This is a genomic window from Micromonospora sp. NPDC005710 (assembly GCF_040630995.1).
Lineage (GTDB): Bacteria > Actinomycetota > Actinomycetes > Mycobacteriales > Micromonosporaceae > Micromonospora.
In genome coordinates, this window is record NZ_JBEXYP010000004.1 from 380,898 (window position 1) to 406,758 (window position 25,861).

Sequence of the window (25,861 nt, forward strand, 5' to 3'; positions counted from 1 at the left end):
CGACGGGCGACGGCCCGGCGCGGGGTACGCGCCGGGCCGTCGGGTCGGGGACCACTCACACGGGCTGCCGCCGGGTCTTCAGGGCGGTGTCGATCAGGTCCCAGATCGCGACCACTGCCGCGCCAGCCGCGATGGTCGCCCCGAGGACGTTGCGGTTGTCCGGTTCCGCCAGCCAGCTGAGTCGCTCGGCCAGGGCCGGGTTGAGGAGCCGGTCGGAGAGCGCCAGCCACATCAGCGGCACCGCGAACGCCAGGTTGAGCACCGCTCGGATGCCGAAGAGCGTCCAGGTCCAGCGCCCGATCCGGTACTTGACGATCTCGACCACCGCGCCGGCGGCCAGGACGACGATGAGCGCCGGCAGCCAGAACGACCACAGAGCCGGGTCGAGGATCGGGATGTTCTCGCCGTCGGCGCCGTCCACCCAGGACTGGAAGTGCTGGAACGGCAGGTACGCGATGGTGACCGCCAGCATGATGACGGAGGCGATGGTGTCGGCGAGGGGAATGCGTCGTTGCGCAGGTGCGTCGGGCAGTTGGTCGACGGTCCACGTCGGCAGGTCCACTGCCGTCTGGGTGCGCTCGATGATGGCGAAGACCACCGTGAGCCAGAAGGTGATCTGCACGGCCACCTGCATGGCCACGACGATGCCTGGCCCGATGGCCCCGAAACCGCCGCCCTCGGCGACCTTGACGATGGTGACGACGGTGCCGGCGAGCGCCGGGATGAAGCTGAGCAGCAGCTTCAGCAGTCGCAACCAGATCAGGTAGTAGGTCGGGCCGATGAGCTGCAACCGGCGGTCGGCGTACCGGGCGGCCAGCTCGTCCGGGTTGCCCAGCTCGGTGAGCACCTCCCGCTCGGCCGCTGTCGGGTCCGCGCCACCGCTGGTGCGGTCCTCGATCATGTCCTCGATGGAGGCGCGCAGCTCGGTGGCGAGCTCGTCGCGGCGTTGGGTGGGCACCGAGCGCAGGGTAGCGGCGAGGTAGCGGTTGGTCAGGGTGTTCATCGGTCCACTCCTTGGATCAGGCTGGTGATGGAGGTCTGCACGGCGGCGAGGTCGTCGAGGAGCCGGTTCAGCATCGACTCGCCCTCGTCGCTGGTCCGGTAGAACTTGCGCGGTCGGCTCTCTTCGGTGTTCCACTCGCTGGTCAGCAGCCCCTGGTCCTCCAGGCGGCGCAGCAGCGGATAGAGGGTGTTGGCGTCGACCGGGAAGCCGTGGTCGCTGAGCCGTTGCAGCAGTGCGTAGCCGTAGTCCGGTCGGCGCAGCGCGACCAGGCTGGCCACCACGACGGTGCCTCGACGCAATTCCTGTAGGTGCGTCCGTAGAACGTCCTCGCTAACCATGTGTCACACCATACTGTGTGCCACACACTGTTGTCTAGCGCGACATCATCGTGTCCGCCCACCCTCCACCGGTGCTACGACGAACGGGGCGCCCGGTCGACACCGGACGCCCCGTACCTGGGAAAACGGTCAGCAGGACGGGCCCTGCCGGAAGTTGCGCTCGACGAAACTGGCCGGACCGACCTGGAAGTAGCCCACCCCCGGCCGGATCGGGTGCCCGGTGAACAGCTCCACCCGCGACCCGACCCGGACCAGGTACGCCTCGGCGTCCCCCGCGTCGTTGCGGATCAGCGACCCCCGCCCGCCGTAGATCGCCGCCACCTCGGCGAAGGACATGCCGACGGTGGCGCCGGCGGGGGACTGCGGCGGCGCGGTGGCCGTACCGACCTCCACCAGCCGACCGTCGCGGAAGGCCAGCAGGAGCACACCCGCCCAGGCGCCGGTCGCGCCGGCGTTCACCACCCCGCCGCACCCCGGGGTGGTCCAGTCGATGTGCCCGTTCGTGGTGAGCGCCGCCAGGCTGGCGCCGATCCGGTACACCCCGGCGCCGGCGACGCTGAGCACCTGCGGGTGGCCGTGCCCGACGGCGAGCAGCGGGCCGCGCGCCGTTACGGACGCGGCAGCGTCGGCCAGCGGCGACGCCGCCGCCGGACCGGCCACTGTCGTCGGGACGAGTGTGCCGAGCGCCAGCGCGGCGGTGGTGAGGAGGGTCGCGGGACGGTTCATGGTGGCTCCTTCGGTGATGGGACTCCTGCCCTGTTAGTCACCGCGCCGGGGCCGACGGTTCGTGGGTTTCACGCCTGGCCCGGTCTACCGTGCAGGGAGACGCCCGCCGGAGGTGACACGGTGACGGCTCCGCTGCGGATCGGGCCCTACGCCGTCGAACGCCTGCTCGGCGTCGGTTCGTTCGCGATGGTCTGGCTGGGCTACGACCCTGCGCTCGACGCGTACGTGGCAATCAAGGTGTTGGCCGAGAACTGGAGCCATGACCTGCGGGTACGGGAACGCTTCCTCGACGAGGCCCGGTTGCTGCGCCGGTTGGAGCACGAGCGGTTGATCCGGGTGCACACCGTCGGTGAGTTACCCGACGGCCGCCCGTACGCGGTCCTGGCCTGGGCGGACGGGGGCAGCCTGCGGGACCGCCTGGCTGCCGGCGAGATCCCCGCGCCCACGGCGTTGCGGCTGCTCGGCGAGATCTGCGCCGGGGTCGCCGTGCTGCACCGCCACGGCGTCGTGCACCGCGACCTCACGCCCGGCAACATCCTGTTCCGCTCCGGCGGCCCCGGCGGCGAACAGGTGCTGATCGCCGACCTCGGCCTCGCCAAGGCGCTCGCCGCCGCGTCCGGGCTGACCGCCCGGGCCGGCACTCCCGGCTACATGGCCCCCGAGCAGGACCATCCGGGCGCGGTGGTTGACACCCGCGCCGACGTGTACGGGCTCGGCCGGCTCGGCATCCGACTGCTGGCCGCCGAGCCGTCGCGCCCGAACCCGACGCGGCGCGACCCGGGTCGGCAGCCAGCGGGGCTTCTCCTTCGCGACGGCGTGCCTCCGGCGGTCGCGGCGGTGCTTGCCCGGGCCACCGCGCACCGACCGGCCGACCGCTACCCCGACGCCGCGACCCTGCACTCCGCGCTGATCCGCGTGAGTGGCCCTGTCGCGTCGGCCGGCCCGTCGGGGCGGGCTGCGCCGGCCGATGCGCGGCGACCACCGGGCCCCCGGGCAGCGGCACGCCGCCGTCACCGGTGGCGGCGGGCCACCGCGGCGGTGGTGGCCCTCGCCGCGGTGGGGGCGGTGGGCGTCGAGCCGGGCGGCACCGGGTCGGCCCGGTCGGGCGGCGACACGTACACGACCGGGCCGCTAACAGTGGCGCTGCCGCCCGGCTGGTCGGCGGCGGGCGCCACCTGGGCCGGTCAGTACGGCACCGACGGCGAACCCGAGCCGGCCCTGGTGCTGTCGCCGCAACCCCGCCGGTGGGCCGCCGACCCACGCCTGCCCGGCGCGTTCGTCGGTCTCTCCGCCGCCACGGCGGCCCGCACCTCACCGGCCGGATTCCTGGCCGAGCGGACGCACGGGAACTGCACACCCGCGCCGACCCGCACGACCCGCCAGGCGGGCGTTGAGTGGACGGTGGTGGCGTACCGCTGCGACCAGGGCCGGCCGCGCATCGTCGAGTCGGCCGCCCTGCACCCCGGCTCGGCCGCACTGGTGTACGTGCAGATCACGCCACCGCCAGACACCGACAGCGCGTTCGTGGACACCCTGCTCGCCGGAGTGCGGGTGCGCTGACCGCCCGCTGCGGGAAAAGGCCCCGACCGGGTGTCTCCCGGTGTGAGGCTGTCAGCGTGACGGACGACCCGCGTCGGCCGCTGACCCGGGTGAAGGGCGGGCCGCAGCGTGCGGACCTGCTGGAACTCTTCTTCGACATCGCCTTCGTCGCGAGCCTGACCCTGGTCTCGCAGAAGATGGCCGCCGAGCAGAGCTGGACCGGCCTCGGTCAGGCGCTGCTCCTGCTGTCGACGCTCTGGGCGGTGTGGGTGACCACGACGCTGATCACCGACACCTACAGCCCGCGCAGGCGGCCGATTCCCTACCTGATCCTCGGCATCATGTTCGGCGTCATGCTGATGTCCGCCGCACTGCCGACGGCCTTCAGCGACCACGGTCTGGTCTTCGGCGGGGCCTGGGCCGCGATAAACCTGGGCCGGGGGCTGGTGCTCGTCCGGTCACAGCACGGTGGGCAGGGACGGGAGCGCTCCCTCCGTGCCCTCGTCTGGTCCCTCAGCGCGGGGGCCCTCTGGCTGGTGGGCGGTGTGCTGGCCGACCCCGGCTGGCGGCTCGGTGTCTGGCTCGCCGCGCTGGCCGTCGACTACGTGGGTTTCGGGTTCCGCTTCCCCGTCCCCGGACGGGCCGCCCTGCCGCAGTACGAGGTGGCGCCGGAGCACCTCGCCGAGCGTTACCAGCAGATCTACACCCTCACCCTGGGCGAACTCGTCCTGGTCACCGTCCTCAGCCTGAGCCACGCGCCCTTCACGCCGGACCGGACAGCCGCCTTCGGCACGGCGTTCCTGACGGCCGTGGTGCTGTGGTGGAGCTACGCGGGAGGAGCGGGGGCGACCCTGAGTACCGCCATCGAGGCGTCACCGCACCGGGCCCGGCTGGTGCAGACCAACCCGTACGCCCACTGGTTGATGCTGGCCGGTGTGGTGAGCACGGCGGCCGGCGTCGAGCGGGTCGTCGCGGAGCCCGGTGAACGCCCTGGCAGTGTGATGACGGCGCTCATCCTGGGCGGCACCGGGCTGTTCCTCTGCGGTCGGGCGTTCCTGGAGCACGAGGTCTACGGGCGGGTGGCGCTGTCCCACGTCCTCGGCGTGGCCGCCACCGTCGTCCTCGCGCCGCTCGCCGCGCACCTGCCCGGGCTGGTAATGGGCGTGGCGGCCGCCCTGGTGCTGTCCGGTGTGGCGCTCGGCGAACTGGTCTGCAGGAGACGCCGACCCACCCCGGCGTCGGTGACCCCCTGACGCCGGCATCCACCAGAGCCGACGGTCAGCGGACCACCACGTCGATGGTGTGCGCGCGGTCATCCTTGGGGATGGTGACCGCGACGGTGCCGGGTCGGACGAAGCGGATGTCCACCACCCCTGCCTCGTAGTGCTGCGATACCAGATCCGGCCGGTCGACGGTGACCAGACCGGGCCCGATGCCCTGGATCCGCAGCACCGCGCCGGTGGCGAAGCAGAGCGAGCGCAGCAGTTCCAGTTCGGTGTCGGCCACCGGCAGGTCGTAGCGGACCGCACCCTGACAACTGCTCGTCGGCGTCGGAGGTGGCGAGGTCGGCCGTTGGGGCGTACCCCGGGTCCTGGTCGGTGCGGGCGGCACCGGCACGGGCCGTCCGGCGGCCGACGGCGGCCGGGTTGGCGACCGGCTGGTGCCCGCCGTCACCGACGGAGTGGGCGGCGGTGACGGCAGCGCCGACGCCGACGCCGACGGCCCGGGCGGCTGTACGGGCAGTGGCGAGACCGCGTCGCTGCCGCAGGCGGCGACCGACGCGGCCGCCGCGAGGGCGGTGACGACACGGCCGACGGCCCGGCGAAGCGGAACCACCCGACCCCCTTCCCGGATCGTGAATGTCACCGCCGGTGCGGACTCAGCCCGATCCGGCGTCGAGCCGCTGTCGGACCTGCCGGCGGGCCAGGTGCAACCGGGACTTCACGGTGCCCACCGGCACGTCGAGCAGGGCGGCGATCTCGGGATAGCTCAGCCCGAGGACGTCGCGCAGGGCCACCACCTCGGCGAGGTCGGGGTGGACCGCGTCGAAGGCGTCGAGCAGGTCGAGACGGGTGCCCGCGACCACACTGGTCCGGCGGGGGTCGGCCCGGTCGGGCACCGGCACGCCGCCGGCCTCCAGTCGGCAGCGGCGGCGCAGCGTGCGGTACGTGGAGCGGGCCCGGTTGGCGGCCAGCCGGTGCAGCCAGGTGCGGAACGAGGAGCGTCCCTCGAACCGGGTGATGCCGTTGGCCAGGGCCAGCAACGTGTCCTGGCAAGCCTCCTCGGCGTCCTCCCGGTTGGGCAGGAACCGGGCGCACAGCCGCAGCACCTCCGGGCGCACCGCGAGCAGCAGGGCGTCCACCGCCGCCGGGTCGCCGTGTGCGGCGGAACGGGCCAGGGCGTCGATGTCGTCCGCGTCGGGCATAGCGGGTGTCCAATGCTCGCCGGTGCCGATCCCGAGCGTACGACCGGCGACGTCGCGACGACCCCTTACCGTCCGGCACCCGACCCGGACCGCCGCGTCACTCGAAGCGGGACACGTCGCCGGCACCCCGGCGCAGGATCTCCGGCTCGGGCCCGGACAGGTCGATCACGGTCGTCGGTTCCCTGCCGCACTCGCCGGCGTCGAGCACGGCGTCGAGCTGGTGGTCGAGCCGTTCCTTGATCTCCCAGCCCTGCGTCATCGGCTCGTCGTCGCCGGGCAGGACCAGGGTGCTCGACACCAGCGGCTCGCCCAGCTCGGCCAGCAGCGCCTGGGTGACAGTGTGCCGGGGGACACGGACACCGACGGTGCGCTTCTTCGGGTGCAGCATCCGGCGCGGCACCTCCCGGGTGGCCGGGAGGATGAAGGTGTAGCTGCCCGGGGTGGACGCCTTCACCAGGCGGAAGACGGCGTTGCTGATCCGGACGAACTGGCCGAGCTGTGCGAAGTCCCGGCAGATGAGCGTGAAGTGGTGCCGATCGTCGAGATGCCGGATCTGGCGAATGCGGTCCAGCCCGTCCTGGTTGCCCAACTGGATGCCGAGCGCATAGCAGGAGTCGGTGGGGTAGGCGACCAGCCCACCACCGCGGATCAGGTCCGCGACCTGCCCGATGACCCGGGGCTGTGGGTTGTCGGGGTGCACGTCGTAGTACCTCGCCATCCTGAAGAGCCTAGGCCCTCTCCGGGGCGATCAGGAGACGAGGGACACCCTCGGCGCGGACGGTGGAGCCGCCGAGATCGCCTCGGTAGGGTAGGTCCCGGTCGGCTCCGACCAACAAGATCCACACCGCCGGGGGGCGCCACGCATGGCCGACTCGTTCGCGCATCTGCACGTGCACACCGAGTACTCGATGCTCGACGGAGCGGCCCGGCTGAAGGACCTGTTCGCCGAGGCCAAGCGGCTGGGCATGTCCGCCGTGGCGATCACCGACCACGGCAACATGCACGGCGCGAACGACTTCTACAACCAGGCGATGGCCGCCGGGATCACCCCGATCCTCGGCGTCGAGGCGTACGTGGCGCCGGAGTCGCGCTATCACAAGGCGCGGGTCAAGTGGGGTCGCCCGGAGCAGAAGAGCGACGACATCTCCGGTAACGGCGCGATCACCCACAAGACCATGTGGGCGAAGAACGCGCAGGGCCTGAAGAACCTCTTCACCCTCAACTCACGCGCCTCCATGGAGGGTCACTACGTCAAGTGGCCCCGGATGGACATGGAGCTGATCGCCCAGCACGCCGAGGGCATCATGGCGACCACCGGCTGCCCGTCCGGCGCGGTGCAGACCCGGCTGCGGCTGGGCCAGTTCGACGAGGCCCTCAAGGTCGCCGCCAGCTACCAGGACATCTTCGGCAAGGACAACTACTTCCTGGAGATCATGGACCACGGCCTCTCCATCGAGAGCCGGGTCCGCGAGGGCCTCACCGAGATCGCCCGCAAGCTGGACATCCCGCCGGTGGTCACCAACGACTCCCACTACACCCACGAGGCGCAGGCCACCGCCCACGACGTGCTGCTCTGCGTGCAGACCGGCAGCAACATCGACGACCCCAACCGGTTCCGGTTCGAGGGCGGTGGCTACTTCATCAAGAGCGCCGACCAGATGCGCGCCGTGGACTCGTCCGAGCTGTGGCAGGAGGGCTGCCGCAACACCCTGCTGGTCGCCGAGAAGGTCGACCCGAAGGGCATGTTCGAGTTCCACAACCTGATGCCGCGCTTTCCGGTGCCCGAGGGCGAGACCGAGGAGTCCTGGTTCCGCAAGGAGACCTTCGCCGGCCTGGGTCGCCGTTACCCGAACGGCATCCCGGAGGGGCACGTCGTCCAGGCGGAGTACGAGCTGGGCGTCATCAACCAGATGGGCTTCCCGTCGTACTTCCTCGTGGTCGCCGACTTCATCCAGTGGGCGAAGAGCCAGGGCATCGCCGTGGGTCCGGGCCGTGGTTCGGCCGCCGGGTCGCTCGTCGCGTACGCGCTGGGCATCACCGACCTGGACCCGATCCAGCACGGCCTGATCTTCGAGCGGTTCCTGAACCCCGAGCGGGTCTCGATGCCGGATGTCGACATCGACTTCGACGAGCGTCGGCGCGGCGAGGTGATCAAGTACGTCACCGACAAGTGGGGTGAGGACAAGGTCGCCCAGATCGCCACCTTCGGCACGATCAAGGCGAAGGCCGCGATCAAGGACTCGGCCCGGGTGCTCGGTTTCCCGTACGCGGTCGGTGACCGGATCACCAAGGCGATGCCACCGGCGGTGATGGGCAAGGACATCCCGCTCACCGGCATCTTCGACAACAAGCACCCCCGCTACGCCGAGGCGGGCGAGATCCGTGGCCTGTACGACTCCGACCCGGACGTCCGCAAGGTGATCGACACCGCCAAGGGCATCGAGGGGCTGATCCGGCAGACAGGTGTGCACGCCGCGGGCGTCATCATGTCCGCCGAGCCGATCATCGAGCACATCCCGTTGACGCGCCGCGACGCCGACGGGGCGATCATCACGCAGTTCGACTATCCGACGTGCGAGTCGCTCGGGCTGCTGAAGATGGACTTCCTCGGCCTGCGCAACCTGACGATCATCGACGACGCGGTCAAGAACATCGAGCTGAACCACGGCCGCAAGCTCGACCTGCTGGCCCTGCCGCTCGACGACAAGCCCGCCTACGAGCTGCTGGCCCGCGGTGACACCCTCGGCGTGTTCCAGCTCGACGGCGGGCCGATGCGGTCCCTGCTGCGGTTGATGAAACCGGACAACTTCGAGGACATCTCCGCCGTCCTGGCCCTGTACCGGCCCGGGCCGATGGGTGTCGACTCGCACACCAACTACGCGTTGCGCAAGAACAACCTCCAGGAGATCACGCCGATCCATCCGCAGCTGGAGGAGCCACTGCGGGAGATCCTGGCACCCACCCACGGCCTGATCGTCTACCAGGAGCAGGTGCAGCGCGCCGCGCAGATCCTCGCCGGCTACACCCTCGGTCAGGCGGACCTGCTGCGCCGGGCCATGGGTAAGAAGAAGAAGGAGATCCTGGACAAGGAGTTCATCCCGTTCCGGGACGGCTGCCGGGAGCGCGGCTACTCCGACGAGGCGATCCAGGCGGTGTGGGACGTCCTGGTGCCGTTCGCCGGGTACGCCTTCAACAAGGCGCACTCCGCCGCGTACGGCCTGGTCTCCTACTGGACCGCGTACCTGAAGGCGCACTACCCGGCCGAGTACATGGCCGGGCTGCTGACCTCGGTCGGCGACGACAAGGACAAGATGGCGCTGTACCTGGCCGAGTGTCGCCGGATGCGCATCCAGGTGCTGCCGCCGGACGTGAACACCTCGGCCGGGCCGTTCACCCCGGTCGGCAAGGACATCCGCTTCGGCCTCGCCGCCGTCCGCAACGTCGGGGCGAACGTGGTCGCCTCGATCATGCGCTGCCGCAATGACAAGGGCGAGTACACCGACTTCTACGACTTCCTGTCCAAGGTGGACGCTGTGGTCTGCAACAAGAAGACGATCGAATCGTTGATCAAGGCGGGCGCGTTCGACTCCCTCGACCACCCCCGCAAGGGCCTGCTCGCGGTGCACGCGGACGCCATCGACGCGTACGCCGACGTCAAGCGCAAGGAGGCAGTCGGCCAGTACGACCTGTTCGGCGCCGGCTTCGGTGACGCCGACACCGGCAGCACCACTGTGATGCCGACGATCGGCGACAGCGAGTGGGACAAGCGCGACAAGTTGGCCTTCGAGCGGGAGATGCTCGGCCTGTACGTCTCCGACCACCCGCTGTTCGGCCTGGAGCACATCCTCAACGCGGCGGCCGACACCACCATCGCGTCCCTGGCCGAGGAGGGCGCGGTGCCCGACGGGGCGATCGTCACCCTCGCCGGCATCCTCTCCGGGGTGCAACGCCGGGTCACCAAGCAGGGCCGGGCCTGGGCGTCGGCCACCCTCGAGGACCTGGCCGGTGGGGTGGAGACGCTGTTCTTCCCCAACACCTACGAGGTGATCGGGCAGTACATCGCCGAGGACGCCATCGTGGTGGTCAAGGGTCGGGTGGACCGCCGCGACGACACCCCACGGATCATGGCGATGGACATGTCCATGCCGGACGTCAGCACCAGCGCCACCAACAAGCCGGTCACCCTCACCATCCCGGTGCACCGCTGCACACCGCCACTCATGGAGAAACTCAAGGAAACCCTCGTGCTGCACCCGGGCGACACCGAGGTGCACGTCAAACTCCAGAACGGCGGGCGCACCACCACCCTGCGGCTGGGCCCGTTCCGGGTGGCGGCGACGACCGCGCTGATGGGTGACCTGAAGAGCGTCCTCGGCCCGGCCAACGTGAGCTGAGCCGAGCCTCGGTCCGGCCGGCGTGCGCCGGCCGGACCGCCGGGCTCAGCCCCGCTCGGGGGCGCTGATCTCCCGCAACTGGCCGTCGGCCAGCCGCAACCACCGCTGCACGCCGATCTCGGCGAGGAACCGCTCGTCGTGGCTGACCACGACGAACGCCCCCTGGTACGCCGACAGCGCGCTCTCCAACTGACCGACGCTGACCAGGTCCAGGTTGTTCGTCGGCTCGTCGAGCAGCAGCAGTTGCGGCGCCGGTTCGGCGCACAGCACACAGGCGAGGGTGGCGCGCAGCCGCTCGCCCCCGGACAGCACCCCGACGGGCAGGTTCACCCGGGCGCCCCGGAACAGGAACCGGGCGAGCAGGTTCATCCGCTTGGCGTCCGGCAGGTTCGGTGCGTACGCGGCGAAGTTCTCCGCCACCGTGCGGTCGAGGTCCAGCAGGTCCAGCCGCTGCGACAGGTACGCGATCCGCCCGTCGCCGCGCTTCAACTCACCGCCGGACGGTTCCAGGTCACCCTGCACCAGCCGCAGCAGTGTGGACTTGCCGACGCCGTTCGCCCCGGTGAGCGCGATCCGTTCCGGCCCCCGGATCACCAGTTCGGCACCGTCGCCGCCGAACAGCTCCCGGTCGTCGAAGCGGGCCCGCATCCCGTGGCCGGAGAAGACGGTGCGCCCGCCGGGGACTGTGGTGTCCGGAAGATCCACGACGATCCGGTCCTCGTCGCGTACCGCCCGGCCGGCTTCGTCGAGCCGCGCCTTGGCCTGACCGAGCCGGGACGAGTGGGTCTCCTGCGCCCTGCCCGCCGACTCCTGTGCGCTCCGCTTGAGCCCACCGGCGACGATCCGGGCCAGGCCGGCGTTCTTCAGGTTCTTCGAGGCGTTGCTGGCCCGGCGGTCGGCCCGCTCCCGGGCCTGCTGCATCTCCCGTTTCTCCCGCTTGACCTCCTGCTCGGCGTTGCGCAGGTTGCTCTCGGCCACCTCCCGCGCCGCCTGCACCGCCTCGGTGTACGCGGTGAAGTTGCCCCCGTACCAGCGGATCTCGCCCTGGTCCAGCTCGGCGATGCGGTCCATCCGGTCCAGCAGTTCCCGGTCGTGGCTGACCAGCAGCAGGCACCCGGACCATTCGGTCAGCACGTCGTACAGCTTGTGCCGGGTCACCACGTCCAGGTTGTTGGTCGGCTCGTCGAGCAGCAGCACGTCCGGGCGGCGCAGCAGTTGGGCCGCCAGACCGAGGGAGACCACCTGGCCCCCGCTGAGGGTGTGCAGCCGCCTGTCGAGTTCCAGCTCACCAAGGCCGAGCCGGTCCAGCTCGGCACGGGTGCGTTCCTCGATGTCCCAGTCGTCGCCGATGGTGGCGAAGTGCTCCTCGCCGGCATCGCCGGCCTCGATGGCGTGCAGCGCTCCGATCCGTTCGGCCACGCCCAGCACCTGCGCCACGGTCAGGTCGCCGACCAGCGGCAACGTCTGCGGGAGGTAGCCGAGCACACCGTCGACGGTGACGCTGCCGCCGCTGGGCCGCAGCTCCCCGGCGATCAGTCGCAGCAGGGTGCTCTTACCGGCGCCGTTGGGCGCGACCAGGCCGGTGCGCCCGCCCGGCACGGTGAAGGACAGCTCCGCGAAGACCGGGGTGTCGTCCGGCCAGGAGAAGGACAGATTCGAGCAGACAATGAACGCATCAGACATGCGAGTGACCTCAAAGGGTGGGGCGGGCGTGCCGGAGCCGCCCGACGACAACGGGAACCGGTGAAACGACGTCACGGCCACGGCGGCTGCGTCTACGCGCGCCGCACCGATGGCCGAACATGTCCGGTCTCACCCGGAGATGTCGTCGTCACCCGCCATGTCTGGTCTCCCTGGTCGTACCGTTAACCCAACTCCGCCGAGTCTAACAACGGATCTTCACCCCGCCACCGAGTTTCCGGCCACCCCGGCGATCTTGCAATTACTGCTGACGAAATGTCGTTCTTGTGGTCAGTAGTCTCGACAGAAAGTGCAAGATCGGCGAGGTTGGCGCGGGGCTCAGCGGGGTCGGTACTCGACCTCGGGGCGGCCGGGGGTCCCGTAGCGGGAGGACCGGGCGGCCCGGTCGACGGTCACCAGATACTCCAGGTAGCGGCGGGCGGTCACCCGGGACATGCCGGTCAGCGCGCTCACCTCGGTCGCGGACAGCCCGGCCTCCACGCGGGTGCCGTCGGTGAGTGCGGCGCGTACCCGATCGAGGGTCTGCGCGTCGAGCCCCTTGGGCAGGCTGTGCCCGGCGGTGCCGCGCAGGGTGGCGAACATCTGGTCCACCTCGTGCTGGGCGGCGACCTCGCCGTCGGCGAGCGCCTGGGCGCGGTAGTCGGCGTACCGCTCCAGCTTGTCGCGGAACGCGGCGAACGTGAACGGTTTGAGCAGGTAGTGCGTCACCCCGAGGGACACGGCGGTGCGCACCACCGCCAGGTCCCGCGCGGAGGTCACCGCGAGCACGTCGACGCTGCTGCCGGCCGCGCGCAGCGCCCGGCAGACGTCCAGGCCGTGCAGGTCGGGCAGCCGAAAATCAAGGAGTACGAGGTCCACGTCGCCGCCGTCATTGGCGCGCAGGGCCGCCATCGCCGCCCGTGCGGTGTGCGCCACCCCGACCACCACGAAACCGGGAACCCGTTCGGCGTACGCGCTGTGCGCCTCGGCCAGCAGCGGTTCGTCCTCGACGACCAGCACGCGGATGTCGGTCATGACGGCTCGATCCTGCCCGGCAGTCGGACGGTGAACAGGCTGCCGCCGTCCTCCGAGCGACCCACCTCGGCGCTGCCGCCGTGCCGGCGTACCACCTGCCCGACGAGCGCCAGGCCGAGGCCACGGCCGGTGCTCTTGGTGGACCACCCGCGCCGGAACGCGTCGGCCACCCGCTCGGGCGCCAGCCCGGGGCCGCTGTCGGCGACCCGGACCACCAGCTCGTCGTCTGTCGTACCGACGAAGACCCGCACCCGGCGTGGGGCCGGCGTGCCGGCCACCGCCTCCAGCGCGTTGTCGACCAGGTTGCCGACCACGGTGAGCAGGTCGCCGGTCGGCAGGGGACTGTCGTCGAGGTGGCAGTCGGGCTCGATGACCAGGTCCACCCCACGCTCGCCGGCCTGCGCGGACTTGCCCAGCAGCAGAGCCGCCAACGCCGGTTCGGTCACCGCGCCGACCACCCGGTCAGTCAGTTGTTGGGCGAGGACCAGGTCCCTGGTGCCGAGCCGGACCGCCTCGTCGGCGCGGCCCAGCTCCACCAGGGTCAGCACTGTGTGCAGCCGGTTCGCCGACTCGTGGGTCTGCGCCTGCAACGCCTCGGTCAGCGCGCGCACCGAATCCAGCTCGCTGGCCAGCGTGCGCAGCTCGGTCTGGTCGCGCAGGGTCAGCACGGTGCCGAGCACAGCGCCCTCGAAGCGGGTGGTCAGCTGGTTGGCGACGAGCACCCGGTCACCGGCGAGGATCGGCTCGTCGCGGGCGTCGCGCCCGGAGTCGAGCAGTTCGGCCGCGGCGGGGGGCAGAGCGATACCGGCCACCGGCTGGTCGATCACCGGTGCGTCCGCGTCGAGCCCCAACAGCCGGCGGCCCTCGTCGTTGACCAGCGCCACCCGACGATCGGTGGTCAGCACGACGAGACCCTCGCGCACCGAGTGCAGAACGGCGTCGTAGTACTCGTACATCCTGGTCATCTGTGCCGGCCCCAGACCGTGCGTCTGGCGACGAAGCCGGCGGCTGAGCAGCCACGATCCCGTCGCGGCGAGCGCCAGAGCCGGCGTGACCACCCCGAAGAGCACAGGCAGCTGGCTGAGCAGCTTCCGGTCGATCGCCCGGGTGGTGATGCCCACCGAGACCAGACCGATGAGGTGTCGCTGCTCGTCGTACACGGGAACGACAGCGCGCACCGACTCGCCGAGCGTCCCGACGTTCGTGGTGGTGAACGGGTGGCCCGCCAGGGCGGGCCCGATCTCGCCGACGAACGGCTCGCCGATCCGTTCCCTGGTGGGGTGCGAGAAGCGGGTGCGGTCGGGGGCCATCACCACCACGAAGTCGATGCCGGTGGCCTGCCGGGTCGATTCGGCGTACGGCTGGAGGATGCTCGCGGGGTCGGTGGTGGTGAGGGCCGCGCGGACGTCGGGGGAGCCGGCCACTGTCTGCGCCACCGCGAGCACCTCCTCCTGCGCGGCCTGGCGGGCGTCGCTGCGGGCCAGCCAGACGGCCCCCGCCGCGCCGGCCAGCACGAGGAGCGTCACCACCATCGCCTGGAGGGCGAAGAGCTGCCCGGCGATGCTCCACTGGCGTCGGGCCACCTCCACCACCACCTCCTCGTCGCGCGTTCGCGGTGAACAGAATGACCGCAAGGCTGTCAACGGGTGAGACGCGTTTCACATTGTCGACATGGACACCACCGCATCCGCCACCACCCCGGCCCCGGCGGTCCGCCGGGACCGTACCCGTTACCTGTATCTGGCCGTCATCGTGGCCGTGTTCGCCGGCATCGTGGTCGGCCTGGTCGCACCCGATTTCGGCAAGGAACTCAAGCCGATCGGCACCGGCTTCGTCAACCTGATCAAGATGATGATCAGCCCGGTCATCTTCTGCACCATCGTGCTCGGCGTCGGCTCCGTCCGGCAGGCCGCGAAGGTCGGCAAGGTCGGCGGCCTGGCCCTCGGCTACTTCCTGACCATGTCGACTGTCGCGCTCGCCATCGGCCTGGTCGTCGGCAACCTCATCCACCCCGGCTCCGGCCTGAACCTCGGCGCGGACCTCGCCGGCTCCGGCAAGGCCGCCGCCGGTGACGAGGCCGGCGGTACGGCGGAGTTCCTGCTCGGGATCATCCCGACGACGCTGCTCTCCTCACTCACCGAGGGCAAGGTGCTCCAGACGCTGCTCGTCGCCCTGCTGGTCGGCTTCGCCGTGCAGGCCATGGGCCGGCGGGGTGAGCCGGTGCTCAGCGCCATCACCGTCATCCAGCGGGTCGTCTTCAAGGTCCTCGCCATGATCATGTGGCTGGCGCCGATCGGCGCGTTCGGCGCGATGGCAGCAGTGGTCGGCGCGACCGGCGTGGACGCCCTCAAGAGCCTCGCGCAGATCATGGTGGGCTTCTACGCCACCTGCCTGATCTTCGTGCTGGTCTTCCTGGGCGCGCTGCTGTGGTTCGTGGCCCGGGTCTCGATCTTCTCGCTGCTGCGTTACCTGGGCCGGGAGTTCCTGCTGATCCTGTCCACCTCGTCGTCGGAGTCGGCGCTGCCGCGGTTGATCGCCAAGATGGAGCACTTCGGCGTGAGCAAGCCGGTCGTCGGCATCACGGTGCCGACCGGTTACTCGTTCAACCTGGACGGTACGGCGATCTACCTGACCATGGCGTCGCTGTTCATCGCCGACGCGCTGGGCAAGCCGTTGGCCATCGGCGAGCAGATCTCGCTGCTGCTGTTCATGATCATTGCGTCGAAGGGTGCTGCCGGTGTCACCGGCGCGGGGCTCGCCACGCTGGCCGGGGGCCTCCAGTCACACCGGCCGGACCTCGTCGACGGGGTCGGGCTGATCGTCGGCATCGACAGGTTCATGTCGGAGGCCCGGGCGCTCACCAACTTCGCCGGCAACGCGGTGGCGACCGTTCTCGTGGGAACGTGGACCGGGGAGTTCGACCGGGAGCAGGCGGCAGCGGTGCTGAGCGGCAACGACCCGTTCGACGAGGCGACGATGCTCGACGAGCACGACGACGAGGCGGAGCCCCGCGCCGACGAGAAAGAGTCCGCGCCGGCCGGAGCCCCGGCCTGATTCACTGCGTGGACCGGGTTCGTGGCGCGCCTCGGCCGCCACGAACCCGGTCCACGCAGTGATCCACTCCGCTTCCCGAAAATCGGGGCATCCGAGCCGCCCGCACACTGCGACTTTATGAAAATCGAGTTGATCAGGGGCGGTGGCCGGTGTGTCCAGGTGTCAGCGGCGGCGGGCCCGCCACATGGTGTGTTCCCTGGAGATCGCCGTCTCGGTGTCATTCACGAACCGGGACAGCTCCGCCTCCGACGTGATCCGGGTGGTCAGCGACCCGATGGCGGCAAGCTCCTGACTTGCCAGGGCGTAGGCGGTCGCCACCGCGCTGTGTTGCCGCGTCTGCGTCCAGGCCGCGCCGGCCGCTACCGCTGCGGCGGCCACTCCGAGCAGATCGAGGTCGGTCAGCCCGGCGGCCCTCGACACGGCGAGGGTCACCCCGACGATCTCCAGCACGAGCATGGTGACCGACCACCGGGTCGCCCGCGTCCGGTTCGACAGCGATCGTTCGGCGTACCAGGCTCGCTGTGCCTCCAGGCGGCCGGTCACGTACGCGGCGCGGCGCTCCTCGAGGGAGGTCGCCCGTAGTGCCCGCATTCCTTCGGTGATCTGGTGACCGGCCATCGCCGGGGCCATCAACCCAGCGGCCGACATGTCTCGGGTCAGGCCCAACAGTCGGCTGCTGAATTCCTCGATGCTTTCCGAGTCGCTCTGCGACCGGGGAAAAGGATCCGCAGCGATGGTGAACCGCCAGGTGAGCGACTTGACGGATTCGGAGAGCGCCCTGCCGACGTACCACCGTTCGTCGGGACGACTGGTGAGTAGGAAGACCTCGACTATCGAGGTGGCGGCGAACGCGCCCGCGGCGAGCGCCGGGCCCAGACTGAAGTCGTCGAGTTTCCAGGTGGCGACTCCCGCCACCGCGGCGACCAGGAGCAGGGACAGCCGCAGTGCGATCACTGTCGCGTAGACGCGCTGGCCGCGCTGCGACTCGTCGGACACGGCGCGCTGAAACGGGGGAAGATCCACGGCCGTCAGCATGGCGTTGACCTCTCGACGGAACGTCCAGGGCGTGCACCGGGGCCCCCGGGTACGCAGGCGCTGTAGACAGTAGACACCCAAGTCCACCCCCCAAAGCTCCCCACCACCCCCACCCCACCCCCCACCTGGTTGATCAAGAGGTTTCGGTCACGACACGCCGATACGGTGACGCAAAGCCCTTGATCAATCGGGTCGGGGCTGGTTGGGGAGGCCCTGCGGCGGACCGCCCGTTGCGGGTGGTCTGCTGGGCGTTTTCGGGGGTGATTCGTCGCCGAACCCGCCGTTCCCGCCGGGGCGCCGTGGAAAATGGTGGGCCGGGGAGGGGCGCTGCGACGAACCGGGGGAGCGGTAGTGCTCGGAACCAGCCTCCTGGGCCGGCTTCGCCGCCGTGACCCCGGCGACGCCATCCTGCGACGCGCGGCCCGACTGACGCTCGTCGCGTCAGTCGTCTTCTACGGCTGCCGGTACGGAGTGGGCAGCTCGACACTCGCCACCTACGGGCTGTTCGGCACGATCGCCGCCGGGTCGTTCGCCCAGTTGCCCGGTCCGGCGCCGCAACGGGCACGGATCCTCGTGGTGTCGCTGCCGGCGGTGTGGGCGCTGATCGCGGTGGGCTCACTGTTGGCGTGGAGCACGTGGGCGGCCGCCGGTGGGATGCTTGTCGTCGGGTTCGTGGTGGCGTTCGCCGGGGTCGGCAACCCGCGCCTGGTGGGGTTGGCCAGCGCGTTCCAACTCTTCTACATCCTGGCGTCGTTCCCGCCGTACCAGCCGGACGCCCTGCCGGCACGACTCGGTGGGGTGACGCTCGCCGTCGTGCTGCTCGCCGTGGCCGAGGTGTTCCTCTGGCCCGACCCGGTGCCGGTCTCGTACCGGCAGCGCCTCGCCGAGGCGGCTGACGGCGTCGCCTCCTTCCTCGACGCCGCCGCCGGGAGGTTGACCGCCCCGCCCGCCGCCGCGGGTGATCGGGACGCCCGGCGCGAGCGGGCGTACGACCTGGTGGCGGCGATCGAGTTGAACCGCAGCCCTCCGGCGCTGGCGCCCACCGCGGCGGGCGCCCAGGACCGGGCGTTGCGGATCAGCGCGGCCGCGTTACGGGAGGTGCTCGCCGAGGCCGACCGGTTGGTGGCGGACGCCCCACCGGAGCCCATTGCTGATCTGGCGGCGGCGCGTCTGCTGCGCTGCTGCGCGGACACCACCCGCGCAGCCGGCCGGAGCCTGTCGCCGGGAGCCCCGGCGGTGGTGCCCGCCGACCTGGACGTCGCGGTCGGACGAGCCGAGTCGGCGTACCCCGTGGGCGAGGGCCGCGACGCGCCGGACGTACCCCGGTTGTGTCGGGACGCGACGGCGCTGGCCCTCGCGGACCGGGTGCGGGTCCTCGCCGTCGGTTGCCGGGTGGCCACCGGGGCGCCGCTCGACGGCGCCGACGCCTCGTCGGAGCTGTTCGAGTACACCCGCCGCAGCCCGTGGACGCTGTACTGGTGGCAGTTCCGCTCACACCTGGCGCCGCGCTCGGCGCACCTGCACAGCTCACTGCGGCTGGCCGTGGCGCTCTCCATCGCCCGGGTCGCCGCCGGGCTGCTGCAGCTGACCCACGGCTTCTGGGTGCTGCTGGCCACCCTCACGGTTCTGCGCACCTCGGCCGCCGACACCCGCATGGCACTGCGGCCGGCCGTGCTGGGCACCATCGTCGGCGCGGTGGTCAGCGGCGGGGTGATGCTCGTCGTCGACGAGCCGATCGTGTACGCAGTCGTCCTGCCGGTCACCCTGCTGCTGGCGTTCGGCGTCGGTCGCCTCCTCGGTCCGGTGTGGCAGCAGGCACTGTTCACGCTGCTGCTGACCGTCGTCTTCGCCCAGCTCAGCCCGGCCGGGTGGCGGCTCGCCGAGGCTCGCCTCGTCGACGTGCTGCTCGGCGCGGTGATCGGCGTACTCGCCGGGGTGGCCATGTGGCCCCGCGGCGCGGACCACGACCTGCGGCACAACGCCACCCGCTACCTCACGGCCAGCGCGGACGCTGTCGAACAGACGATCCAGGCGGTGCTCGGCGACGCCCCGGCTCCCGAGGGAGCCCTCCGCCGGGTCCGTCGGCGGATGGTCCTGATCGACTCGTCGTACTGCCAGTACCACGCGGAGCGGCACGATCCGCACCGCCAGCGGGTGAACTGGGATGCCGTCCTGAGCACCGGGCACCATGTCGTCCCGGGCGCGGAGTCGCTGCTGCGCCGCAACCCGCCCGGCTGCCTCGCCGGTTGGCCCGAGGCGGCGGCCCTGCTGCGGGACTCCGCCGGGCGCCTGCGATCGGCGTACGACGCCCTGGCCGACGAGGTCGGCCACGGCCGGACGTCGCCCCGGACACCGGTCTCGAGCACCTGCCTCGACCAGCTGGACCGGATCCGTCCGCTCCTCGGTGAGGCCGAACGTCAGCCGGTCCGGCACCTGATCGAGGTCGACAGGTGGCTCACCGGCCTCGCCGACAGTCTCGCCCGGATCCCCCTGCCCGCTGTCGGCGGGCCGACCGGCGACCACGGCAAGCACTGACGAGCCGTGTCGTCGCCGCTCGCCGCTCGCCGCTCTTGGATCAAGGTCACGGTGACCGTCCTCGGGCTGACCATCGACGGACTGTGAGCTGCCCCTGCTCACTGAGCAACCGCACCCGGCCCGGCAGGGTGCTCGTGAGCGTGATGACTGTGAGTCATTGTGATGCCTCACAGTCATCACGCTCTTCAGGGACTGACGCCCTGCTGACGCAGCTCGGAGCCTCGGGAGCGCGCCACAGGTCGCCGATTGGTCGTGCCCGTTCGTGGCCACGCCGCCTAGCGTCGACGGTATGGAGATCGAGCAGGCGCAGAAGCTGTGGCAGCCGGAGCCGGGCTGGTTGAACACCGCCAGCTACGGGCTGCCGCCGGAGCCGGCGTGGGCGGCGGTGCAGGACGCCCTCGCCGCCTGGCGGGTCGGTAGTACGTCGTGGGAGGGCTGGGGCGAGTCGACGCACCGGGCCCGGGTCGCCTTCGCCGGCCTCATCGGGGTGCCGGTCGGTGACGTGGCCGTCGGCGCGGCGGTGTCCCAGCTCCTCGCGCCGGTCGCGGCGGCACTGCCGGCCGGGGCCACGGTGGTGGTCCCCGACGTCGAGTTCACCTCGAATCTGTTCCCGTGGCTGGTCCAGGGGGAGCGGGGCGTCACGGTCCGCACGGTGCCGCTGGATTCTCTCGTCGACGCCATCGACTCCGACACCGACCTGGTCGCGTTCAGCCTGGTGCAGTCGGCCGACGGGGCGGTCGCGGCGTACGACGAGATCGTGGCCGCGGCCCGCGCGCACGACGCGCTGGTGGCGGTGGACGCGACCCAGGCGTGCGGCTGGCTGCCGTTCGACGGCGGGCGGGCCGACGTGGTGGCGGTGGGCGGCTACAAGTGGCTGATGAATCCGCGCGGGACCGGGTACGCCTATCTGGCTCCGGCGTTGCGTGAGCGGCTGCGCCCCGACGCGGCCGGCTGGTACGCGGGCCGCGACCCGCACGCCTCCTACTACGGCCCGCCGCTGCGGCTGGCCGACGACGCCCGCCGGTTCGACATCTCGCCGGCCTGGTTCAGCTGGGTCGGGGCGGCGCCCGCCCTGGAGGTGGTCGCCGAGATCGGGGTGTCGGCGATCGGGGCGCACAACGTGGCGCTTGCCAACCGGTTCCTGACCGGGCTGGGTCGGCCGCCGCGGGACAGCGCCATCGTCAGCGTGGACGTGCCCGACGCGGAGCGGCGCCTCGCGGCGGCCGGCATCCGGGCGGCGGTGCGCGCCGGACGGGTCCGGGCCTCGTTCCACGTCTACTCGACGGAGGCCGACGTGGACGCCGCGCTGACGGCGTTGACCGGCTGAACCTGGCGCGGAGGACGGCCGGCCGCGCAGCCGGCCGTCCTCGGGCCGCACCCATCAGCCGGCTCAGGCCAGGTGGCCACCGATCTTCGTGTAGCCGCGCAGCAGATCCCGAGAGATGATCAGCCGCTGCATCTCGTCGGTGCCCTCGAAGATCCGGTAGAGCCGGACCTGCCGGTACCAGCGTTCGATCGGCAGTTCCCGGGTGTAGCCCATGCCGCCGTGGATCTGGAGCACCCGGTCGACGACCCGGTTGACCATGCCGGCGCCGTAGAGCTTGCCCATCGACGAGGCGTGCCGGGGGTCCAGGCCCGCGTCGACAGTCCACGCCGAGCGCAGCACCAGCCAGCGGGCCGCCTCCAGTTCCGTCTCGGAGTCGGCGATCATCCACTGGATGGCCTGGTTGGTGCCGATCTTCGCGCCGAAGGTCTCCCGGGTGTTGGCGTACTCGATGGCCATCTGCAACACCCGCTCGGCAATGCCGATGGCGTGCGACGGGATGGTGTAGCGGCCCTTGCCGATCCACTCCATGCCGAGCGTGAAGCCCTGCCCGATCTCGCCGAGGATGTTGCGGTGCGGCACGCGTACGCCGTCGAAGATGAGCGACGCCGGCCCGCCCTCGCCCATCGTCTGGATGAACTCGGAACGCCAACCCATCGACCGGTCCACCAGGAACGCGGTGGCGCCGCCGTTGCGGGCGCCCTTCTCCCGGTCGGTCACCGCGACCACGATGGCGAAGTCCGCGTCGTGACCGCCGGTGATGAAGGTCTTCTCGCCGTCGAGGACCCAGTCGTCGCCGTCGCGGCGGGCGGACAACCGGATGTTCGCCGCGTCCGACCCGGCGCCCGGTTCGGTGATCGCGAAGCAGGAGCGCCGCTCACCCTCGATGGTCGGGATGAGGAACTCCCGCTTCTGCTCCTCGGTGGCGTGGAACAGGATGTTGTCCGCCTCGCCGCCGAAGCGGAACGGCACGAACGTGCGGCCCAGCTCGGTCCAGATCAACGACTGGAGTACGGCCGGCAGGTTCATCCCGCCGTACTCCTCCGGGGTGGCCAGGCCCCAGAAGCCGAACTTGCGCGCCTTGAGTTGCAGTTCGCGCACCTCGGAGTGGTCGAGGCCCGGCTGGTGCGCCCGTTCGCGGCGGAGCACCTCCGCTTCCAGGGGCATCACCTCGCGGGTGATGAACGCGCGCACCGTGTCTCGGACGGCGCGTTCCTCGTCGGACAGTGCGAAGTCCACGGTTCCCCCTCGGTCGGCGTGGTGGTGTGCCGCTGCGTACCGCAGCGGTCATCTCTAAACTAGCGGTGTAAGTTTTCATCCGTCCAGACCCCTCGTGCCGACACCTGCCCGCACACGGCCCCCGATAGGGTGCGTGAACAGGTGGTTCCGACGGGTAGGGACACCGCACACCGAGGAGGTCCGACGTGCCCCGACCTCGACGGCCGCTGCTCACCCGTGACCTGATCGTCGAGACGGCACTCGCGCTCATCGACGCCGACGGGCTCGGGGCGCTCTCCACCCGCCGGCTCGCCGCCGCGCTCGGCGTGCAGGGCCCCTCGCTCTACAACCACTTCGCCACCAAGGACGACATCCTCGACGCGGTCGCCGACACGGTCACCGGGGCCGTCGACACCAGTGGCTTCGCCAGCCGGGACTGGGTCGTCGCACTGCGCGACTGGGCCTGGTCGTACCGGCGGGCGCTCACCGCGCACCCGAATATCGTGCCCTACCTGGCGCAGGGGCCGGGCCGTCGCCCGGCGGCCCTCGCCATGGCCGACGCGGTCTACGGCGGCCTGGTCCGGGCCGGGTGGCCGCCGGCCCGCGCCACTCACATCGGCGCCGCGCTGCGCTACTTCGTGGCCGGGTCGGCGCTCGGCTCGTTCGCCCGCGGGTTCGTCGAGGACCCGGAGTTGTACGCGGCGCACTACCCGCACCTGCGTCAGGCGCACCGGCTCGCCGAGCACCAGCAGAGCGTGGACGAGGGTGCCTTCGCCCTCGGCCTGGACGCCCTGCTGCACGGTCTGGCCGCCGATTACGCCGGCACCGTCGGCACGGTGGAGTCCGCCCGGCCCAACGGGTAGCGTCCAAACTCCCAGCGCTAGTTTCATCGCCCGTCGCCATCGCCCACCCCCGAAGGGACGACATGGACCTCGCCGCCCCGCCGTCGCAGCTGCCCGACTCCCTGCGCCTCCGGCGTCACCTGCACATCGGAGGGCAGTGGACGTCGCCCGCCGACGCCGACCTGATCGACGTGGAGAACCCGAGCACCGGGGAGCGGGTCGGGCAGGTGCCGGCCGGCACCGCGGCCGACGTGGACCGCGCCGTGGCTGCGGCCCGGGCCGCATTCCCCGCCTGGTCGGCCACCACCCCCGCCGAGCGCTCCGCCCACCTCGACCGGCTGCACACGGCGCTCACCGCCCGCGCCGACGACCTCGCCCGCACTATCGCCGTTGAGCTGGGCGCGCCGCTCAAGCTCGCCACCCGGGTGCAGGTCGGGCTCCCGCTGACAGTGCTGCGCGACCACGTCGCGCTCGCCGCTGACGCACCGGTCGAGGAGAGCATCGGCAACTCGCTCGTCGTCCGCGAGCCGATCGGCGTGGTCGCCGCGATCACCCCGTGGAACTACCCACTGCACCAGGTGATGGCGAAGCTGGCACCCGCTGTGGCCGCCGGCTGCACCGTCGTGCTCAAGCCCAGCGAGCTGACCCCGTTGACCGCGTACCTGCTCTTCGACGCCGTCAGCGAGGCCGGACTGCCGCCGGGGGTGCTCAACCTGGTTCCGGGCACCGGGCCGGTGGTCGGCGAGGCCCTCGCCGGGCACCCCGACGTCGACCTGGTCTCGTTCACCGGCTCCACCGCCACCGGCGCGCGCATCATGCGGCTCGCCGCCGACCGGATCGCCCGGGTCGCTTTGGAGTTGGGCGGCAAGTCCGCGAACGTGATCCTTCCCGACGCCGACCTGGCCACCGCCGTCAAGGTGGGCGTCGGAAATGCCCTGCTCAACTCCGGGCAGACCTGCACGGCGTGGACGCGCATGCTGGTGCACCGCGACCGGTACGACGAAGCCCTGCACCTGATCACCGCGGCGGTGGCCGGCTACCGACTCGGCGACCCGTTCGACCCGACGACCCGCCTCGGCCCGCTGGTCTCCGCCGCCCAGGCCGAGCGGGTGCGCGGCCACATCGACAGGGCCCTCGCCGACGGCGCACGGCTGGTCGTCGGTGGGCCCGACGCACCGGTGCCGGCCCGGGGGCACTTCGTCGCGCCGACCGTCTTCGCCGACGTGCACCCCGACAGCGCGCTCGCCCAGGAGGAGGTCTTCGGCCCGGTGCTCGCCGTCATCCCGTTCGACGACACCGACGAGGCGGTCGCCATCGCCAACAACTCGAAGTACGGGCTGGCCGGCGCGGTCTGGTCCGCCGACACCGACGCGGCGCTCGCGGTGGCCCGACGGCTCCGCACCGGTGCCGTCGACATCAACGGCGCCCCGTTCAACCCGCTCGCCCCGTTCGGTGGTTACAAGCAGTCCGGCCTGGGCCGGGAGTTGGGCGTGCACGGTCTGGCCGAGTTCTGCGAGCTGAAGGCGATCCAGCGATGACCGACCCCGAACTGTCCCCGGCCGCGCCGGCGTCCGCGCCGGTCATCGTTCGTGCGCTGGTCGCGCGTGGGTCCGGCGCCGAGCTTCGGGTCGAGCGGGTACGCCTGCCCGCGCCCGGCCCCGGCGAGGTGCGGGTGACGATCAGGGCGGCCGGGGTCTGCCACTCCGACCTGTCCATGGTCAACGGCACCCTCGCCGCGAGGTTCCCGCTGGTGCTCGGGCACGAGGCGACCGGATTGGTGGCCGAGGTCGGGCCGGGCAGCCACCTGACGGTCGGCACCCCGGTCGTACTCAACTGGGCGCCGGCCTGCCGAACCTGCTGGTGGTGTCGGCGCGGCGAGCCGTGGCTCTGCGCCGACACCACGGCCCCGACGGTGCCGCGCGGCGAGACCGACGACGGGGTTCCGCTGCATCTGACCCTGGGCCTCGGCGCGCTCGCCGAGGCGGTGGTCGTACCCGAACGTGCCGTCATCCCGATCCCCGCCGGGTTGCCGCCCGAGCAGGCCGCACTGCTCGGTTGCGCGGTGCTCACCGGTGTCGGCGCGGTCCGGAACACCGCACGGGTGGCCCCCGGCGAGTCGGTGGCTGTCGTCGGGCTCGGTGGGGTCGGGCTCGCCGTACTCAGCGCGGCCCGCCGGGCCGGTGCCACGACGATCCTGGCCATCGACGTTTCCGAGGCGAAGCGGGACCTGGCGCTCGCGGCCGGGGCGACCGACTTCCTGCTCTCCGACGACCGGCTCTCGAAGGAGGTGCGGGCGCGCACCGAGAGTCGCGGCGTCGACCACGCCTTCGAGTGTGTCGGTCGCGCCGCCACCATCCGGGCCGCCTGGCGCCTCACCCGGCGCGGGGGAGCGGTGACAGTGGTCGGGATGGGCGCGAAGGACGACATGGTCAGCCTCGGCGCGCTGGACATCTTCCACTCCGCGCGCACCCTGCGCTCCTCGGTGTACGGCTCGTCCGACCCGGACCGGGAGGTGCCGGTGCTGGCCGAGGCCGCGCTCGACGGCACGCTGGGCCTGACCCCGCTGGTCAGCGGGGTGGTGAGCCTGGAGGAGGCGCCGGCCGCGTTCGACCGGTTGGCCCGGGGCGAGGGTGCCCGCTGGGTGGTCACCCTGGACTGAGCTGGCGGCCCGCCGGGGGTACGCCGCGCGGTCGGTCACGGCGTCGTCCGCCGG

At 71.6% G+C, this 25,861-nt stretch carries 20 protein-coding genes; 9 read left to right on the forward strand and 11 right to left on the reverse strand.

Translation table 11 applies throughout. The features are described 5' to 3' along the window. Positions 1-55: 55 nt before the first annotated feature. The 3 genes from ABZ406_RS08170 to ABZ406_RS08180 all read right to left on the reverse strand — a co-directional run bounded on the left by ABZ406_RS08170 (position 56) and on the right by ABZ406_RS08180 (position 2,067). A complete protein-coding gene (locus ABZ406_RS08170; RefSeq protein ID WP_357757144.1) occupies positions 56-1,003 on the reverse strand; it encodes a permease prefix domain 1-containing protein in 948 nt (315 codons plus the stop codon). Next, entirely contained in the window at positions 1,000-1,341 is a 342-nt protein-coding gene (locus tag ABZ406_RS08175) for a PadR family transcriptional regulator (RefSeq protein WP_357757147.1), read from the reverse strand. The genes ABZ406_RS08170 and ABZ406_RS08175 overlap by 4 nt, the downstream gene beginning before the upstream one ends. Before the next feature lie 129 nt (positions 1,342-1,470). Then, positions 1,471-2,067 carry a hypothetical protein gene (locus ABZ406_RS08180; protein WP_357757149.1) on the reverse strand — a complete coding sequence of 199 codons (597 nt, stop codon included), beginning with the start codon at positions 2,065-2,067 and terminating at the stop codon, positions 1,471-1,473. Between the two features lie 120 nt (positions 2,068-2,187). On the opposite strand from ABZ406_RS08180, the gene ABZ406_RS08185 reads away from it, so the two are divergent. After that, positions 2,188-3,627, forward strand: a complete 1,440-nt coding sequence (locus tag ABZ406_RS08185; protein WP_357757152.1) for a serine/threonine-protein kinase — start codon at positions 2,188-2,190, stop codon at positions 3,625-3,627. Between the two features lie 56 nt (positions 3,628-3,683). Beyond that, positions 3,684-4,859 carry a low temperature requirement protein A gene (locus ABZ406_RS08190; protein WP_357757155.1) on the forward strand — a complete coding sequence of 392 codons (1,176 nt, stop codon included), beginning with the start codon at positions 3,684-3,686 and terminating at the stop codon, positions 4,857-4,859. A 25-nt stretch (positions 4,860-4,884) separates the two neighbouring features. On the opposite strand, the gene ABZ406_RS08195 is transcribed toward ABZ406_RS08190, so the two are convergent. The 3 genes from ABZ406_RS08195 to ABZ406_RS08205 all read right to left on the reverse strand — a co-directional run bounded on the left by ABZ406_RS08195 (position 4,885) and on the right by ABZ406_RS08205 (position 6,749). Beyond that, entirely contained in the window at positions 4,885-5,442 is a 558-nt protein-coding gene (locus ABZ406_RS08195) for a hypothetical protein (RefSeq protein ID WP_357757158.1), read from the reverse strand. Between the two features lie 43 nt (positions 5,443-5,485). Then, complete coding sequence (locus tag ABZ406_RS08200) at positions 5,486-6,031, reverse strand: RNA polymerase sigma factor (protein WP_357757160.1); 546 nt, start codon at positions 6,029-6,031, stop codon at positions 5,486-5,488. 97 nt (positions 6,032-6,128) lie between these two features. Further along, complete coding sequence (locus ABZ406_RS08205) at positions 6,129-6,749, reverse strand: L-threonylcarbamoyladenylate synthase (RefSeq protein WP_357757163.1); 621 nt, start codon at positions 6,747-6,749, stop codon at positions 6,129-6,131. Between the two features lie 145 nt (positions 6,750-6,894). On the opposite strand from ABZ406_RS08205, the gene dnaE reads away from it, so the two are divergent. Beyond that, entirely contained in the window at positions 6,895-10,425 is a 3,531-nt protein-coding gene (gene dnaE, locus ABZ406_RS08210) for a DNA polymerase III subunit alpha (protein ID WP_357757166.1), read from the forward strand. Between the two features lie 45 nt (positions 10,426-10,470). Here dnaE and abc-f read toward each other — a convergent pair whose 3' ends face one another. From abc-f to ABZ406_RS08225, 3 genes are all read right to left on the reverse strand, one after another. Next, entirely contained in the window at positions 10,471-12,108 is a 1,638-nt protein-coding gene (abc-f, locus tag ABZ406_RS08215) for a ribosomal protection-like ABC-F family protein (protein ID WP_357757169.1), read from the reverse strand. Between the two features lie 336 nt (positions 12,109-12,444). Then, entirely contained in the window at positions 12,445-13,140 is a 696-nt protein-coding gene (locus ABZ406_RS08220) for a response regulator (RefSeq protein WP_357757171.1), read from the reverse strand. After that, complete coding sequence (locus ABZ406_RS08225) at positions 13,137-14,729, reverse strand: sensor histidine kinase (protein ID WP_357757174.1); 1,593 nt, start codon at positions 14,727-14,729, stop codon at positions 13,137-13,139. The genes ABZ406_RS08220 and ABZ406_RS08225 overlap by 4 nt, the downstream gene beginning before the upstream one ends. Positions 14,730-14,811: 82 nt before the next feature. On the opposite strand from ABZ406_RS08225, the gene ABZ406_RS08230 reads away from it, so the two are divergent. Continuing rightward, positions 14,812-16,194, forward strand: coding sequence for a cation:dicarboxylase symporter family transporter (locus ABZ406_RS08230; RefSeq protein WP_357757176.1), 1,383 nt, complete (start codon positions 14,812-14,814; stop codon positions 16,192-16,194). 162 nt (positions 16,195-16,356) lie between these two features. Here ABZ406_RS08230 and ABZ406_RS08235 read toward each other — a convergent pair whose 3' ends face one another. Beyond that, a complete protein-coding gene (locus tag ABZ406_RS08235; protein WP_357757179.1) occupies positions 16,357-17,217 on the reverse strand; it encodes a DUF4231 domain-containing protein in 861 nt (286 codons plus the stop codon). Positions 17,218-17,580: 363 nt separating this feature from the next. On the opposite strand from ABZ406_RS08235, the gene ABZ406_RS08240 reads away from it, so the two are divergent. Both ABZ406_RS08240 and ABZ406_RS08245 read left to right on the forward strand, forming a co-directional pair. Further along, positions 17,581-19,764 (forward strand): FUSC family protein, encoded by a 2,184-nt coding sequence (locus tag ABZ406_RS08240; protein WP_357757181.1) that lies wholly within the window; start codon positions 17,581-17,583, stop codon positions 19,762-19,764. Between the two features lie 289 nt (positions 19,765-20,053). Continuing rightward, positions 20,054-21,091 (forward strand): aminotransferase class V-fold PLP-dependent enzyme, encoded by a 1,038-nt coding sequence (locus ABZ406_RS08245; protein WP_357757183.1) that lies wholly within the window; start codon positions 20,054-20,056, stop codon positions 21,089-21,091. Between the two features lie 63 nt (positions 21,092-21,154). Here the strand turns inward: ABZ406_RS08245 and ABZ406_RS08250 are convergent, their stop codons facing one another. Further along, on the reverse strand, positions 21,155-22,327 hold the full coding sequence (locus ABZ406_RS08250) for an acyl-CoA dehydrogenase family protein (RefSeq protein ID WP_357757186.1): 1,173 nt from the start codon (positions 22,325-22,327) through the stop codon (positions 21,155-21,157). Positions 22,328-22,512: 185 nt separating this feature from the next. Between ABZ406_RS08250 and ABZ406_RS08255 the strand changes: the two genes are divergently transcribed. The 3 genes from ABZ406_RS08255 (at position 22,513) to ABZ406_RS08265 (ending at position 25,807) form a co-directional block, all read left to right on the forward strand. Next, entirely contained in the window at positions 22,513-23,169 is a 657-nt protein-coding gene (locus ABZ406_RS08255; protein WP_357757189.1) for a TetR/AcrR family transcriptional regulator C-terminal domain-containing protein, read from the forward strand. A 62-nt stretch (positions 23,170-23,231) separates the two neighbouring features. After that, positions 23,232-24,686: an aldehyde dehydrogenase family protein gene (locus ABZ406_RS08260; protein WP_357757192.1), complete on the forward strand. Its 1,455-nt coding sequence runs from the start codon at positions 23,232-23,234 to the stop codon at positions 24,684-24,686. Beyond that, a complete protein-coding gene (locus tag ABZ406_RS08265) occupies positions 24,683-25,807 on the forward strand; it encodes an alcohol dehydrogenase catalytic domain-containing protein (protein WP_357757195.1) in 1,125 nt (374 codons plus the stop codon). The genes ABZ406_RS08260 and ABZ406_RS08265 overlap by 4 nt, the downstream gene beginning before the upstream one ends. The last annotated feature ends 54 nt before the right edge of the window (positions 25,808-25,861 follow it).